Origin of the sequence: Streptomyces roseofulvus (genome assembly GCF_039534915.1) — a bacterium.
Lineage (GTDB): Bacteria > Actinomycetota > Actinomycetes > Streptomycetales > Streptomycetaceae > Streptomyces > Streptomyces roseofulvus.
In genome coordinates this window covers 4,481,660-4,495,128 of the sequence record NZ_BAAAWE010000001.1, presented here as the reverse complement: position 1 = coordinate 4,495,128, position 13,469 = coordinate 4,481,660, and the positions used below count along the sequence as shown (strand labels likewise).

15 protein-coding genes are annotated in these 13,469 nt (G+C 73.4%); 8 read left to right on the top strand and 7 right to left on the bottom strand.

The genetic code is table 11. From position 1 onward, the window contains the following. Positions 1-66: 66 nt before the first annotated feature. Positions 67-747 carry a two-component system response regulator PhoP gene (phoP, locus tag ABFY03_RS20695; protein ID WP_030495564.1) on the bottom strand — a complete coding sequence of 227 codons (681 nt, stop codon included), beginning with the start codon at positions 745-747 and terminating at the stop codon, positions 67-69. Beyond that, positions 744-1,976, bottom strand: a complete 1,233-nt coding sequence (gene phoR / locus ABFY03_RS20690; RefSeq protein WP_030495563.1) for a two-component system sensor histidine kinase PhoR — start codon at positions 1,974-1,976, stop codon at positions 744-746. Before phoR ends, phoP begins: the two co-directional genes overlap by 4 nt. A gap of 267 nt (positions 1,977-2,243) precedes the next feature. On the opposite strand from phoR, the gene phoU reads away from it, so the two are divergent. Both phoU and ABFY03_RS20680 read left to right on the top strand, forming a co-directional pair. Next, positions 2,244-2,924, top strand: coding sequence for a phosphate signaling complex protein PhoU (phoU, locus tag ABFY03_RS20685; RefSeq protein ID WP_031009786.1), 681 nt, complete (start codon positions 2,244-2,246; stop codon positions 2,922-2,924). Between the two features lie 116 nt (positions 2,925-3,040). After that, on the top strand, positions 3,041-3,193 hold the full coding sequence (locus ABFY03_RS20680) for a hypothetical protein (RefSeq protein WP_346170566.1): 153 nt from the start codon (positions 3,041-3,043) through the stop codon (positions 3,191-3,193). A 95-nt stretch (positions 3,194-3,288) separates the two neighbouring features. On the opposite strand, the gene ABFY03_RS20675 is transcribed toward ABFY03_RS20680, so the two are convergent. Further along, entirely contained in the window at positions 3,289-3,756 is a 468-nt protein-coding gene (locus ABFY03_RS20675; protein ID WP_319008908.1) for a GNAT family N-acetyltransferase, read from the bottom strand. Between the two features lie 94 nt (positions 3,757-3,850). Between ABFY03_RS20675 and ABFY03_RS20670 the strand changes: the two genes are divergently transcribed. Both ABFY03_RS20670 and ABFY03_RS20665 read left to right on the top strand, forming a co-directional pair. Next, positions 3,851-4,381: a hypothetical protein gene (locus ABFY03_RS20670; RefSeq protein ID WP_319008907.1), complete on the top strand. Its 531-nt coding sequence runs from the start codon at positions 3,851-3,853 to the stop codon at positions 4,379-4,381. A gap of 73 nt (positions 4,382-4,454) precedes the next feature. Then, on the top strand, positions 4,455-4,751 hold the full coding sequence (locus ABFY03_RS20665) for a ribosomal protein L7/L12 (protein ID WP_346172274.1): 297 nt from the start codon (positions 4,455-4,457) through the stop codon (positions 4,749-4,751). 82 nt (positions 4,752-4,833) lie between these two features. Here the strand turns inward: ABFY03_RS20665 and ABFY03_RS20660 are convergent, their stop codons facing one another. Further along, complete coding sequence (locus ABFY03_RS20660; protein WP_319008906.1) at positions 4,834-5,592, bottom strand: phosphoglyceromutase; 759 nt, start codon at positions 5,590-5,592, stop codon at positions 4,834-4,836. A 125-nt stretch (positions 5,593-5,717) separates the two neighbouring features. On the opposite strand from ABFY03_RS20660, the gene ABFY03_RS20655 reads away from it, so the two are divergent. Further along, a complete protein-coding gene (locus tag ABFY03_RS20655; RefSeq protein ID WP_346170565.1) occupies positions 5,718-7,010 on the top strand; it encodes an MDR family MFS transporter in 1,293 nt (430 codons plus the stop codon). On the opposite strand, the gene ABFY03_RS20650 is transcribed toward ABFY03_RS20655, so the two are convergent. Continuing rightward, positions 6,940-7,497 (bottom strand): type III secretion system chaperone family protein, encoded by a 558-nt coding sequence (locus tag ABFY03_RS20650; RefSeq protein WP_346170564.1) that lies wholly within the window; start codon positions 7,495-7,497, stop codon positions 6,940-6,942. The two genes, ABFY03_RS20655 and ABFY03_RS20650, sit on opposite strands and share 71 nt — an antisense overlap. Next, complete coding sequence (gene mshA, locus ABFY03_RS20645; protein WP_319008903.1) at positions 7,490-8,860, bottom strand: D-inositol-3-phosphate glycosyltransferase; 1,371 nt, start codon at positions 8,858-8,860, stop codon at positions 7,490-7,492. The genes ABFY03_RS20650 and mshA overlap by 8 nt, the downstream gene beginning before the upstream one ends. Positions 8,861-9,177: 317 nt before the next feature. Here mshA and ABFY03_RS20640 point away from each other — a divergent pair, with 317 nt between their 5' ends. The 3 genes from ABFY03_RS20640 to ABFY03_RS20630 all read left to right on the top strand — a co-directional run bounded on the left by ABFY03_RS20640 (position 9,178) and on the right by ABFY03_RS20630 (position 13,032). Further along, positions 9,178-9,984 carry a class I SAM-dependent methyltransferase gene (locus ABFY03_RS20640; protein ID WP_346170563.1) on the top strand — a complete coding sequence of 269 codons (807 nt, stop codon included), beginning with the start codon at positions 9,178-9,180 and terminating at the stop codon, positions 9,982-9,984. A gap of 290 nt (positions 9,985-10,274) precedes the next feature. Beyond that, positions 10,275-11,333, top strand: coding sequence for a C40 family peptidase (locus ABFY03_RS20635; protein ID WP_319008901.1), 1,059 nt, complete (start codon positions 10,275-10,277; stop codon positions 11,331-11,333). A 445-nt stretch (positions 11,334-11,778) separates the two neighbouring features. Next, positions 11,779-13,032: a PP2C family protein-serine/threonine phosphatase gene (locus tag ABFY03_RS20630; RefSeq protein WP_386723671.1), complete on the top strand. Its 1,254-nt coding sequence runs from the start codon at positions 11,779-11,781 to the stop codon at positions 13,030-13,032. A 74-nt stretch (positions 13,033-13,106) separates the two neighbouring features. On the opposite strand, the gene ABFY03_RS20625 is transcribed toward ABFY03_RS20630, so the two are convergent. After that, on the bottom strand, positions 13,107-13,454 hold the full coding sequence (locus ABFY03_RS20625; protein ID WP_346170562.1) for a DUF2516 family protein: 348 nt from the start codon (positions 13,452-13,454) through the stop codon (positions 13,107-13,109). Positions 13,455-13,469: the final 15 nt, after the last annotated feature.

The following is a 13,469-nucleotide window of genomic DNA, read 5'->3' as shown; positions in this document are numbered from 1 at the left end:
CTCACGGCTCGGACCCGGCCCTGCGTGCGCCGGACTCCGTCCGGTCCCGCGGGGCCGGGGCGGATCCTACGGCTCGAACTTGTAGCCCAGGCCGCGGACCGTGACCAGGTAGCGGGGGGCGCCGGGGTCGGGCTCGATCTTGGCGCGGAGACGCTTGACGTGGACGTCGAGGGTCTTGGTGTCGCCCACGTAGTCGGCGCCCCAGACGCGGTCGATGAGCTGCATGCGGGTGAGGACGCGGCCCGCGTTGCGGAGCAGCATCTCCAGGAGGTCGAACTCCTTCAGGGGGAGGTCGATCTTGGCGCCGGCGACCGTCACCACGTGCCGGTCGACGTCCATGCGGACCGGGCCGGCCTCCAGGGCCGCCGGGGTGACCTCCTCCGGCTCGCCGCGGCGGCGGAGCACCGCGCGGATGCGGGCGACCAGCTCGCGGGAGGAGAAGGGCTTCGTCACGTAGTCGTCGGCTCCTATCTCCAGTCCGACGACCTTGTCGATCTCGCTGTCCTTCGCCGTCACCATGATGACCGGGACGTTGGAGCGCCCCCGCAGCTGCCGGCAGACCTCCGTGCCGGGCAGGCCCGGCAGCATCAGGTCGAGGAGGACGAGGTCCGCTCCGTTGCGCTCGAACTCGTCGAGTCCGTCGGGGCCGGTCGCCGCCACGGCGACCTCGAAGCCCTCCTTGCGGAGCATGTACGACAGGGCGTCGCTGAAGGATTCCTCATCCTCGACGACAAGGACTCGGGTCACGGAAGGACCTCCGGTGCAGGGAGCGGTTCGGTCATGAGATCGGGGGTGAGGGAGGAGGCGGCGGTCCGGCGGTCCCGTGCGGAGCCCGCCTCGGGCAGCCGCAGGGTGAAGGTGGAGCCCTGACCCTCGGTGCTCCACACCGTGACCTCTCCGCCGTGCGAGGCGGCCACGTGCTTGACGATCGCGAGCCCGAGCCCCGTACCGCCGGTGGCACGCGAGCGTGCCGGGTCGACGCGGTAGAAGCGCTCGAAGATCCGCTCGCGGTCCTTCTCCGGGATGCCGATGCCCTGGTCGGTCACGGCTATCTCGATGAGGTCCCCGCCGGGCGCGGCGACCCGGCGGGCGGCGATGCCCACGCGGGTCCGGGCCGGCGAGTAGTTGACGGCGTTCTCGACCAGGTTGCCGAGGGCCGCGGCGAGCTGCCCGCGGCTGCCCCAGACGTACAGGTCGGCCGCGCCGCCGGAGGCCATGGTGATCTGCTTGGTGGAGGCCGGGTGCCGCGAGCGGTCGATCGCCTCGGCGACCAGCTCGTCCACGGAGACCGGCTCGGAGTCCTCCAGCGGGTCGTCGTTCTGCACCCGCGAGAGGTCGATGAGCTCCTGGACCAGGTTGGTCAGCCGGGTCGCCTCGATCTGCATCCGGCCCGCGAAGCGCATGACCGCCTCGGGGTCGTCCGAGGCGTCCATGACAGCCTCGGAGAGCAGCGAGAGCGCCCCGACCGGGGTCTTCAGCTCGTGGCTCACGTTCGCGACGAAGTCGCGCCGCACCGCTTCGATGCGGCGGGCCTCCGTCAGGTCCTCGACCAGGAGCAGCACGAGCCGCGAGCCCAGCGGGGCGACGCGCGCGGAGACGGCGAGGGCCTCGCCGCGTCCGCCGCCGCGCCGGGGCAGGTCCAGCTCGACCTGGCGTATCTCCCCGTCCCTGCGGGTGTCGCGGGCCATGTTGAGCATCGGCTCCACGGCCAGCTTCCCGCCGCGGACGAGTCCGAGGGCGTACGCCGCCGAGCTCGCCTTCACCACGGAGTCGCTCTCGTCGAGCACGACGGCGGAGGAGCGCAGTACGGAGAGCACGGTGTCGACGCCGGGCGGCAGCACGGCGTCGGTGTGCAGGGAGGTACGGGTGGGTCGCGCCTGGTCGCGCTCGCTCCAGCGGAACGCCAGCATGGCGATCACGCCGGTGCACACGCCGGCGATCGCGGCCAATGCGGCGACCGCCGCGTTCACGTCCATGCCATCCAGGTTATGCGTGGTCACGGACACTCTCCCAGCCGTCCGAGTGGCTGCTCGAACACTCGTCGCTCAGAGTTCACCCTGGGGACGGGACCGGTTCATTTGCTCCGGGAGGGGCGGTGGCCCGCGTCGCCCAGAGTTCACCTTCAGGCCAGGGGTGGTTCATACGAGGGGATGGAGCCGGACGCCCGGGGGGCCGAACGTGGGAGCGTGGGGGTCCAGAGCGACCCCACCGAAGAAGAGGCACTGCCGGAGAGAGGGACATCCATGCGGGACGCGTACCACGAGGAACTTGATTCGATCGGCGAGGGCCTGGTCGAGATGGCCCGCCTGGTCGGATCGGCGATCGGGCGCGCCACCACGGCGATGCTCGACGCGGACCTGAAGCTCGCGGAGAGCGTGATCGCCGCGGACCAGAAGGTCGACGACCTCCAGCACGACCTGGAGGCGCGGGCGATCGCGCTGCTGGCCCGGCAGCAGCCGGTGGCGACGGACCTGCGGATCGTGGTCACGTCGCTGCGGATGAGCGCCGACCTGGAGCGCTCGGGCGACCTGGCGCAGCACGTGGCCAAGCTGACCCGGCTGCGCTTCCCGGACCGCGCGGTCCCGAACGACCTGCACGCGACCATCCTCCAGATGGGCCAGCTGGCGCAGCGCCTGATGGCGAAGGCCGCCGAGGTGATCATCACCAAGGACGTCGACCTGGCGATGCAGCTGGAGCAGGACGACGACGAGATGGACCTGCTGCACCGGGCGCTCTTCCAGCACCTGATGGACGACCGGTGGAAGCACGGCATCGAGACGGCCGTGGACGTGACGCTGCTGGGCCGGTACTACGAGCGGTTCGCCGACCACGCGGTGTCGGTGGCGAAGCGCGTCGTCTACCTGGTGACGGGCGAGCACGCGGACGAGCTGCAGCCGCAGGACACCCCGGTCGAGGGCGCGTAGGGCGTACCGGGGGGCGTACGGACGCACGGGGCTTCCGTGCGCCGTTGATGCGCCGGTCCGGGTGGGCATGGAATGGGGGACGAGGGACGATCCGCGTCCCGCGAGGGAGGGACCCCATGGCCGATTCCCCCAGCACGACCGACACCTCGGCGGAGGCCCCGCGCGGGCGGACGCACCTGCCCGTCCTGGGCGCCTGCGGCTGCGGCTCCGGCTGCGGCTGCGGCTGCCAGTCGGGGGCGCCGTGCCAGTGCGGCGGCTGCTCGGGCTGACGTGAGCTGACGTGAGCTGACGTACGGCCGACGTGAGGCCGGCGTGAGGCTCGGGTGAGGAGGGGGAGGGTCCCGTCCGGCCCTCCCCCTCCTCCTCACAGCTCCCGTACGCCGACGGTCTGGCCGCCGCTCTCCTCGCCGGTGGTGCGGAAGCCGAGCCGGCGGTAGAACTCCCCGGGGCCGTCCGCGCCGGGCTCCCAGGTGACGTACATGCGGGTGGCTCCGCGGCGGCGCAGCTCCTCGGCGACGGCGTCGACGGCGAAGCGGCCGTACCCGGCGCCCTGGGCGTCGGCGGAGATGTTCAGCCGCCACAGCCCGCTGCGGCGGTCGGCCGGGTCCTCCTCGCCGCGCCAGGCGAGGTCGAGGAAGGCCATGACGAAGCCGACCAGCCGGTCGCCGTCGAAGACCAGCCGGGGCCAGGCGTTCTCCCCGTACGCGTACGCCTCGGCCAGCGACTTCGTGACGGGTGCGACGTTCTTCTCCTGATGGGGGTGGACGCGCAGGGCGAGGGCGGCGTCCACGGTGGCGGGAGTGACCCGCTCCAGGCGTGGTGATCGTGTCATGGGCGGGACGGTAGCGGCCCCCCTCCCCCTGCCACCTCGGATTACCGTCGGTCACCCCTGGGCATCGGCGACCCCGCCCGCCAGAATTGCGGCCATGCCCACCGCGCGAGCGACCCTCCTGACAGCGGCGGCGGCCGGAGCGGCCGCGCTGCTGCTCACGGGCTGCTCGCCGGCGCCCGCCGGCCTGGCGGGCGTGTCGGTGGCGGAGGACGGCACGCCGCTCGGGGTGATCCTGATGTGCCACGACCACGTCGACGGCGCGGTGCTCCAGCCCGACGACGCCCCCGAGTCGCGGGAGATCACCGGCGACTGGCGGCACGACGGCCCGGTCACCGGCTTCACCACCTGGCCGCTGATGCAGACCGCGGGCGCCCCGGCGGCCGAGGAGTGGACCGAGGAACGGGAGACCGGCCGCCTGGAGAAGGGCCGCGGCTACCGGCTGGCGGGCTGGACCGACGACGACACCTGGCAGGCGTCCCCCGTCCGCTTCACCCCGGAGGACCTGGCCCACCTGAAGCCCGGCCAGGTGCGCTACACCCTCGACGAGGAGATCCGCACGACCTCCCTCGACACCTTCCGCGACACCGCCTGCGCCGAGGCGGAGGGCCGCGCCCAGGAGCACTGACCGTGCCGAAAAGCCGTGGCTGGCTTGTTCGAGGGCGCCTACGCTCCCCGTCACCGAGGAAGCGGGGGACGTGATGGATGACGGGGACGAGACCGCGTACGTCACCTTGATCTGTGATGAGCGGGCCTACGACGTCGTGCTTCTCGACTGCGGGCCGCGTGAGATGGACGTGGTCCGGGCCGTCCGTGAGGTGACGGGGCTCAGTCTCTGGCACAGCAGGGTGCTCAGCCGGCAGGCTCCCGTCACCATCCTGGAGACCTGGCCTCAGGACATGGCCGACGACGCCGTCGCCGTACTGCGGAACGCCGGCGCCCTGGCCGAGGCGAGGCAGGGACCGGAGCCCGGCGAGCGTACGGCCCCGTCCCCCTGACGGCCCACAGACGGCCCCAGCCCACGAGAAAGCCCCCTCCTGGCGGAGAAACCGCAGGAGGGGGCTCTTTCGTGGGTGAGAGTTACTTCTTGCCCTGGTTCTTGACGGCCTCGATGGCGGCCGCGGCGGCCTCCGGGTCGAGGTAGGTGCCGCCGGGGTTGAGGGGCTTGAAGTTCTCGTCCAGCTCGTAGGAGAGCGGGATGCCGGTGGGGATGTTGAGGCCCGCGATGTCGGCGTCGGAGATGCCGTCGAGGTGCTTCACCAGGGCGCGGAGGCTGTTGCCGTGGGCGGCGACCAGGACCGTGCGGCCGGCGAGGAGGTCCGGGACGATGCCGTCGTACCAGTACGGGAGCATGCGCTCGACGACGTCCTTGAGGCACTCGGTCTGCGGGCGCAGCTCCGGCGGGATCGTCGCGTAGCGGGCGTCGGCGGCCTGCGAGTACTCGCTGTCGTCGGCGAGGGCCGGCGGCGGGGTGTCGTACGAGCGGCGCCAGAGCATGAACTGCTCCTCGCCGAACTCGGCGAGGGTCTGGGCCTTGTCCTTGCCCTGGAGGGCGCCGTAGTGACGCTCGTTCAGGCGCCAGGAGCGGTGGACCGGGATCCAGTGGCGGTCCGCGGCCTCCAGCGCGAGCTGCGCGGTGCGGATGGCGCGCTTCTGGAGGGAGGTGTGCAGGACGTCGGGGAGCAGGCCGGCGTCCTTGAGCAGCTCGCCGCCGCGCGTCGCCTCCTTCTCACCCTTCGCGGTGAGGTTCACGTCCACCCATCCGGTGAACAGATTCTTCTCGTTCCACTCGCTCTCGCCGTGGCGGAGGAGGATCAGCTTGTACGGTGCGTCGGCCATGCGTACGAGCCTAATGGACCGCTGACGATTGACGCGCGTCGTCAATTCGCTGGCGTCCGCCAGCCGAGATGCGTAAGTTTCGAGTGCCGTTGGAGGGACTTACAGCACGCAGGGGGCGCCCACACATGTCCATCGACTCGCTCAGACGATCGGCGGTCGCGACCGTCTCCGGTCTGCCGCAGGGCTTCTGGTGGCTGTGGTTGTCGACCCTGGTGAACCGGACCGGGGCCTTCGTCCTGACGTTCCTCTCCCTCTACCTGACGACCGAGCTCGGGCACTCCGCCTGGTTCGCCGGTCTCGTCGTCGCCCTCCACGGCCTCGGCGGCGTCGCCGGCTCCCCGCTCGGCGGCGCCCTGACGGACCACTGGGGCCGCCGTCCCACGATGGTCACCATGCACCTGGCGGCCGCCGCCTGCGCCGCCGCGCTCGTCTTCGTCACCAGCGCCTGGGGCGTGGCCCTCGTCGTCCTGCTGATGGGCGTCGCCATGCAGGCGGTCCGGCCCTCCATCAACGCGACGATCGCCGACATGGTCCCCGCCGACGACGTGCGCCGCGCCTACGCCCTCAACTACTGGGCCCTCAACCTGGGCTTCGCCGTCGCCTCCATCGCGGGCGGCGTCGCCGCCGTCCTCGGCTACCGCACCCTCTTCGTCGTCGACGCCGTCGCCACCACCCTGTGCGCGGTGATCGTCTTCCTGCGGCTGCCGGAGACCCGGCCCGAGAGGACGGAGGCCAAGGCCGGGGAGAAGAAGGACGACGAGCGGGTGTCCATGCTCGACGTGCTGCGCGACGCGCCCTTCCGCACCCTCGTCCTGCTCAATCTGCTGATCTGCCTGGTCTTCACCGCGCCCTGGATCGGCCTGCCGCTGACCATGGCCGAGCAGGGCCTGTCGCCGTCCTCGTACGGCATGGTGATCGCCGTCAACGGCATCGTGATCGTCGGCTTCCAGCTGCTGGTGAACAAGGTGACCGACCGGCGTTCGCCGGTGGTGCTGCTGACCGTGGCCTCGCTGCTCTTCGCCGTCGGCACCGGTGCCACCGCGCTGGCCGGGTCGGCCGTCGCCTTCGCCGCGACCGTCGTCGTGTGGACGGTCGGCGAGATGGTCCACGTGCCGACGAACGCCGCCGCCACCGCCCGGCTCGCCCCGGAGCACGCCCGCGGCCGCTACCAGGGCGTGATGGGCATGTCGTGGGCGGTCGCCGCCTTCGTCGCGCCGGTCGTGGCCGGCGCGGTCGTCGACGGGCCGGGCTCGGACGTGCTGTGGGCCGGCTGCTTCGCGATCGGCCTCCTCGCCGCCGTCGGCTACACCGTGCGGCTGCGCAGGGCGCTGTGCGAGGACGAGCCCGTCAGTCCCGTTCCGGCCGAGCCGGAGCCGGAGCCGGAGCGGAAGCAGCCGTCTCCCGCGTCAGGCTCCTGAACGCGTCCAGGTTCCGCGTCGACTCCCCGCGGGAGACCCGCCAGGCGTACTCCCGCCGGATGGCCGACGCGAAGCCGAGTTCCAGCAGCGTGTTGAAGTCGCCGTCCGCCGCCTCCAGGACCGAGCCGAGCAGCCGGTCCAGCTCCTCCGGCGTGACGGCGGCCAGCGGCAGCTTGCCGGCCAGGTAGATGTCGCCGAGCTGGTCGATCGCGTACCCCACCCCGTACAGCTTGAGGTTCCGTTCGAGGAGCCAGCGGTGGACGCCGGCCTCGTTCTCGTCGGGGTGGCGGACGACGAAGGCGTTGAGCGAGAGGGAGTGCCGGCCGATCCGCAGCGACAGGGTCGTGGACAGCTTGCGGGTGCCGGGGAGCTTGACCACGTACGAGCCGGGGTCGGGGCTCTCCCACTCCAGCTCCGCGTCGGTGAGCGTGTCCTCGACGATCCGCCGGGTGTCCCGCGTGTCCTGAGCGTCCTGAGCGTCAGCCATGGTGGGAGCGTACGCGACGGTGGTGCGCGCGCTGCCGGTGGTCGTGCATGGCGGCCGTGTACACGTCGGCGGTGCCCGAGGCGGCCGTGTCCCAGCCGAAGGACTCGGCGTGCCGGGCGGCCGCGTCGCCCATCCGCGCGGTGAGCTCCGGATCCGCGGCGAAACGATCCAGCACGCGCGCGTAGTCGACGGGGTCGTGACCCTGCACCAGGAAACCGGTCCGCTCGTCCCGCACGGCCACCGGAAGTCCGCCCACCGCGGCGGCGACGACCGGCGTGCCGGTCGCCTGCGCCTCGATCGCGACGAGACCGAACGACTCGCTGTACGAGGGCATGACGAGGACCGACGCGGCCCGGAACCAGTCCGCGAGCCGCTCCTGGCCCACCGGCGGGTGGAAGCGCACCAGATCGGCGATGCCCAGCGTGGCGGCGAGCTTCTGCAGCTGCTCCGGCTTGGCGAGGCCGCTTCCGCTGGGACCGCCGACCACCGGCACCACCATCCGGGAGCGCAGCGAGGGGTCGCGGTCGACCATCAGGGCGGCGGCGCGCAGCAGGATGTCCGGGGCCTTGAGGGGCTGGATGCGGCCGGCGAAGACGGGGACGAAGGCGTCCCGCGGCAGGCCGAGGCGGGCGCGGGCGGCGGCCCGGCCGTCGGCGGGCCGGAAGCGGTCGAGGTTCACCCCGGGGTGGACGACCGCGATCTTGCCGGGGTCCGCCTCGTAGAAGCGGGCCAGCTCGTCGGCCTCCTCGGTGGTGTTGGCGATCAGCCGGTCCGCGGCGGCGACGATCTGCGTCTCGCCGATGACCCGGGCGGCGGGCTCGGGGGTGTCGCCCTCGGCGAGCGAGGCGTTCTTGACCTTGGCCATGGTGTGCATGGCGTGCACGAGCGGGACGCCCCACCGCTCGGCGGCGAGCCAGCCGACGTGGCCGGAGAGCCAGTAGTGCGAGTGGACGAGGTCGTAGTGGCCGGGGCGGTGGCCCGCCCACGCCTGCATCACGCCGTGCGTGAAGGCGCAGAGCTGGGCCGGCAGCTCCTCCTTGGCCAGCCCCTCGTACGGCCCGGCGTCGACGTGCCGCACCAGGACCCCGGGGGCCAGCTCGACGACCGGGGCCAGGCCGCCGGTGGTGGCCCGGGTGAAGATCTCCACCTCGATGTCGATGGCCGCGAGCCGCTTGGCGAGCTCGACGATGTAGACGTTCATGCCGCCCGCGTCGCCGGTGCCCGGCTGGTGGAGCGGGGAGGTGTGCACGGAGAGCATGGCGACCCGGCGGGGGGTGCGGTGGCGGCCGGGAAGCCGGAGCCGGGAGGGGGCTGCCGGGTGCCGGTGCCGGGTGCCGGCGAACCGGGACACGTACTGGCTCACGTCGGCGGTCCTTCCGCGAGAGGTGCCTGGCGGGGCTGTTCGGCCAGGGGCGGCCGCACCGGCGCGTCCGGGTCCGCCGGACATGCCTGAAGGAGGGCGCACACGTCCTCCGGCCCCTCACAACACCGGAGCGACCTCTTTCATTTCCGCCACCGGGGCACTTTGCCAATTCATTGCCCGGGCCGAACGCGGCCGGCGGCGGCCGTACGCGCGCGTGCCGGGGTCGTACACGGCCGGCGGCGGCCGTACGCGCGTGCCCGGAACGTACGCGGTCGGCAGCCGTACGCGCGCGTGCGCCCGCCACGTACCCTCGTCGCATGGCCCCGCGCACCACCCGCCCCGTCGGCACCCCGACCCGCGGGACCACCAACCCCAACCGGCTGCGCCGCATGGACCGCTGGATCGCCGCCGTCCACGGCCCCGCCCTGCGCCGCTCCCCCGAGCCGCCCGTCGCCGTCGACCTGGGGTACGGGGCCGCCCCCTGGACCGCCGTCGAGCTGCTCGCCCGGCTGCGCACCGCCGACCCCCGCACCCTGCTGTACGGGATCGAGATCGAGCCGGCGCGGGTCGAGGCCGCGAAGCCGTACGAGGGCGAGGGCCTGTCCTTCGTCCACGGCGGCTTCGAGGTGCCGGTGCCCGGCGCGCCCGCGCTGATCCGGGCCGCGAACGTGCTGCGCCAGTACGACGAGGAGCAGGTCGCGGCGGTCTGGGCGCGGCTGTGCGGGCGGCTCGCGCCGGGCGGGCTGCTCGTCGAGGGGACGTGCGACGAGATCGGGCGCCGGCACGTGTGGGTGGCGCTGGACCGGGGCGGGCCGCGCACGGTCACCTTCGCGACCCGGCTGGGCTCCCTGGAACGGCCCTCGGACCTGGCCGAGCGGCTGCCGAAGGCGCTGATCCACCGCAATGTGCCGGGCGAGCCGGTCCACGCCTTCCTGCGGGACTTCGACCGGGCCTGGGCGGCGGCCGCGCCGTACGCCTCGCTGGGGGCCCGGCAGCGCTGGATCCGCTCGGTCCGCGACCTGGCGGCCGACTGGCCGGTCGTCGACGGTCCCCGGCGGTGGCGGCAGGGCGAGGTGACGGTCCGCTGGGACGCGCTCGCGCCCCGGGAGGCGAGGGGGACGTGAGGGGCCGCGAGCCGCGGGGGACGTGAGGGGTCCCGTACTCCGCGAGCCGCCGGGGGGACGCGAGGTCCGGCGGGTGACACGGGGACCGGCGGGTGCCCTGGGGCCTCCGGCGCACCACGACACGCCCGCGTCCCCCTGCCGCGGGAACGCCACCGGCCCATCGGCCGTCACTCTGGCGGGGGACCTGTCGTTTTCCGTTTCCGCGTGGCACTATCGCCAGGACCACCACAAGTTACTGACGGTAAATCAGAAAGTGGCCGAGGGGGTACCGCGGTCACGAGGGGGAACCAGTGAACCGAGGACGCCGACGTCCGTACGCCGCCGCCGCGGTCACCGTGGCCTGCGCCCTGGCCCTGCTGGCCACGCCCGCGCTGACCCTCCAGGCCGCCGCCGCCCCGCTGCCGCCGCCCCCGCCGAAGAAGACCCTCGAACAGGTGCGTACGGAGATCGACGGGCTCTACCGGCAGGCGGCCGCCGCCACCGACGCGTACAACCTCGCCGAGGAGCGCACCGAGAAGCAGTCCGCCGAGATCGTCCGGCTCGCCCGCATGATCGAGAACGGCCGGAAGCGGATCGACACCCTCAAGGCCCAGGCCGGCGCCACCGCCCGCGCCCAGTACCGCAGCGGCGGCATCCCCGACAGCGCCCAGCTCGTCCTCACCGGCGACCCGCAGCTCTTCCTCGACACCGCCGGCCGGCTCCGCGAGGGCGCCAAGGCCACCACCGACCTCATCGCCGAACTCTCGCGCGCCCAGGCGGAGCTGAACACCTACGCCTCCGAGGCCGGCGACAACTGGACCCGGCTGGAGGCCGACCGGGTCCGCCAGGCCGAGGCGAAGAAGGAGATCAACGACAAGATCGCCGCCGCCAGGAAACTGGAGAGCGAGCTCGCCGCCGAGGAGCGCGAGCGGCTCCGCCGGCTGGAGGAGCTGGCCCGGCAGCAGGCCCAGACGAAGTGGCTCGGCTCCGGCATACTCGCCGAACTCACCGCCGAGGCCACCCCCGAGGGCCGCAAGGCCATCGAGTCCGCCCTCGCCCAGGTCGGCAAGCCGTACGTGTGGGGCGCCGAGGGCCCCGACTCCTTCGACTGCTCCGGCCTGACCCAGTCCGCCTGGGCCGCCGCCGGCAAGAGGATCCCGCGCACCTCGCAGGAGCAGTGGCGGCTGCTCCCCCGCGTGCAGCCGGAGGACATGCGCCCCGGCGACCTGATCGTCTACTACCGGGACGCCAGCCACATCGGCATGTACATCGGCGACGGGAAGATGGTCCACGCGCCCCGCCCCGGGCGGAACGTCACCGTCGCGGGCGCCGGCTCGATGGAGATCCTCGGCATCGTCCGTCCCTCCTGAGGACGGCGGCCGAGGGCCTCCCGGGCACGGGGGCCGCAGGTCACCTGAGGCCGGGGCCGAGGGCCTCCCGGGCGCGGGGGCCGCGGGTCACCCGAGCACGAGGGCCCAGCGCGGGGCCGCGGACCCGGGCCCCCGCGCGCGACCTGACAGATCCGGCGCGAGTGACCTTTCTCATGGGTCCGGGGCCCGCCCGCACCCGCTCCGGGCACAACTACCTCCCCTTCCGCGGCATATGCCAAAGAAGAGCCGGCCGCCCACGGAGTGATCGCCATTCCGCTGCGCGCCGGACTGCCGCTATGGTCCCGGACGGGCGGGCCGCCACCCGGCGCCCGGCGCACCCTCGGGGGAGGGAAGGAAACCCGGACCGATGCCCGTATCCGTACCGCGCCAGAGAATCGTCTCTGCTGCGGGGCAAGGCGACACCACCGCCATGGACGCCACCGCCATGGAAGCCACCGCTGTGACAGACACAGGAACCGGCACAGGCACAGGAACCGACCGAGACCGCACCGACCTCACCCTCCTGGTCGTCGAGGACGACCCGGCGGGTGCCCTCGCCGTACCCGAACTGCTCGACGCCGCCGGCGCGAGCGGCACCCGGGTCCGGATCCGCACCGCCCGCAACCTCACCGAGGCCGAGCGGCTGCTCACCGACGACGTGCACTGCGTGCTCGTCGACCTCTCGCTGCCCGCGCCCCGGGGCTCGGGCGACGGCGACCCGCTCGCCCCGCTGCGGCACATCCTGCGCCTCGCGCCCCGGCACGCCGTCCTCGCGCTGGCCCCCTCCGCCGACGCCGAGCTGGCCGCCGAGGCGGTACGGGTCGGGGCCCAGGACCACCTCTTCCGCGAGGAGCTGGACGGCCGGCTGCTGAGCCGCGCCATCCGGTACGCGGTCGAGCGCAAGCGCAACGACGCCGCCAAGGTGAAGCTGGCCGAGTCCCGGCTGCGCGCCCAGGAGAACGCCCGGCTGGAGCGCGGCCTGCTGCCCACCCCGCTCCTGGACGGCTCCGACCTGCGGTTCGCGGCCAGCTACCGGCCCGGCCGGTCCCGCGCGCTGCTCGGCGGCGACTTCTACGACGTCGTCCGCACCCCGGACGGCACCGTCCACGCCATGATCGGCGACGTCTGCGGCCACGGCCCGGACGAGGCCGCGCTCGGCGTCGAGCTGCGGATCGCCTGGCGCGCCCTGACCTTCGCCGGGCTCTGCGGGGACGAGCTGCTCTCCACCCTCCAGCAGGTCCTGGAGCACGAGCGGGAGAGCGAGGAGATCTTCGCGACCCTCTGCACGGTCGACATCGCGCCCGACGGGCGCCGGGCCGGGCTCTGCCTGGCCGGGCACCCGGCCCCGCTGGTCGCCCACCGCGGCGGCACCGCGCGGCTCCTGCCGTACGAGGACGGGGGCCCGGCCCTGGGCCTGCTGCCGCGCGCCCGCTGGCCGCGCCGGCAGGTCGAGCTGGGCGGGGCGTGGAGCCTGCTGCTCTACACCGACGGCCTGATCGAGGGCCGGACGGCGGGCCCCGGCTCGGCGCGGCTCGGGCAGGACGGCATGGTCGAGATGATCAACCGGCAGCTGGCCGGCGGCCTGCGCGGCGAGGCGCTCCTGGAGGCGGCGATGGCCGAGGCCCGGACGCTGAACGGCGGCGAGCTGACGGACGACGTGGCCCTGCTGGCCCTGGAACGGGACAGGAACCGGGGATGACCAAGCGGGCGGGGCCTGGGGACGACCTCCCCGGACCCCGCCCGACACGTGCCCCCTCTGCCGGGGTGCGAGCTCTACCGGCCGCCGTTGTACGGCCCGTACGGCCCGTCGCTGCTGGAGCCGCCCCGCCGGCCGCCGCCGCCCCCGCCCATGACCTGCTTGAGCGCGGGCCGCACGTCCACCATGAAGACGATGGCGGCGACGAGGCCCGCGATGAGCAGGAAGAGGAGGCCGGGCAGGAACAGGTTCAGGGCGAGGTTGACCCCGAGCAGGATCAGCCAGAACTTCTTGGTCTGCTTGTCGGCGGCCCGGTAGGCGTCCTCGCGGACCAGCGCCGCGATCACGAACGAGGCGACGGCGAAGCCGGTGAAGACCAGGAACATCAGCAGGTTGAGGGTGTTGTCGAACCGGTCCATCAGCATGCTGAACACCGCCTA

Bases quoted from the DNA above. Each gene is read 5' to 3' on its own strand.
- phoR (WP_030495563.1), bottom strand. From the start codon at position 1,976: ATGGACGTGAACGCGGCGGTCGCCGCATTGGCCGCGATCGCCGGCGTG.
- phoU (WP_031009786.1), top strand. From the start codon at position 2,244: ATGCGGGACGCGTACCACGAGGAACTTGATTCGATCGGCGAGGGCCTG.
- ABFY03_RS20680 (WP_346170566.1), top strand. From the start codon at position 3,041: ATGGCCGATTCCCCCAGCACGACCGACACCTCGGCGGAGGCCCCGCGC.
- ABFY03_RS20675 (WP_319008908.1), bottom strand. From the start codon at position 3,756: ATGACACGATCACCACGCCTGGAGCGGGTCACTCCCGCCACCGTGGAC.
- ABFY03_RS20670 (WP_319008907.1), top strand. From the start codon at position 3,851: ATGCCCACCGCGCGAGCGACCCTCCTGACAGCGGCGGCGGCCGGAGCG.
- ABFY03_RS20665 (WP_346172274.1), top strand. From the start codon at position 4,455: ATGGATGACGGGGACGAGACCGCGTACGTCACCTTGATCTGTGATGAG.
- ABFY03_RS20660 (WP_319008906.1), bottom strand. From the start codon at position 5,592: ATGGCCGACGCACCGTACAAGCTGATCCTCCTCCGCCACGGCGAGAGC.
- ABFY03_RS20655 (WP_346170565.1), top strand. From the start codon at position 5,718: ATGTCCATCGACTCGCTCAGACGATCGGCGGTCGCGACCGTCTCCGGT.
- ABFY03_RS20650 (WP_346170564.1), bottom strand. From the start codon at position 7,497: ATGGCTGACGCTCAGGACGCTCAGGACACGCGGGACACCCGGCGGATC.
- ABFY03_RS20640 (WP_346170563.1), top strand. From the start codon at position 9,178: ATGGCCCCGCGCACCACCCGCCCCGTCGGCACCCCGACCCGCGGGACC.
- ABFY03_RS20630 (WP_386723671.1), top strand. From the start codon at position 11,779: ATGGAAGCCACCGCTGTGACAGACACAGGAACCGGCACAGGCACAGGA.
- ABFY03_RS20625 (WP_346170562.1), bottom strand. From the start codon at position 13,454: ATGCTGATGGACCGGTTCGACAACACCCTCAACCTGCTGATGTTCCTG.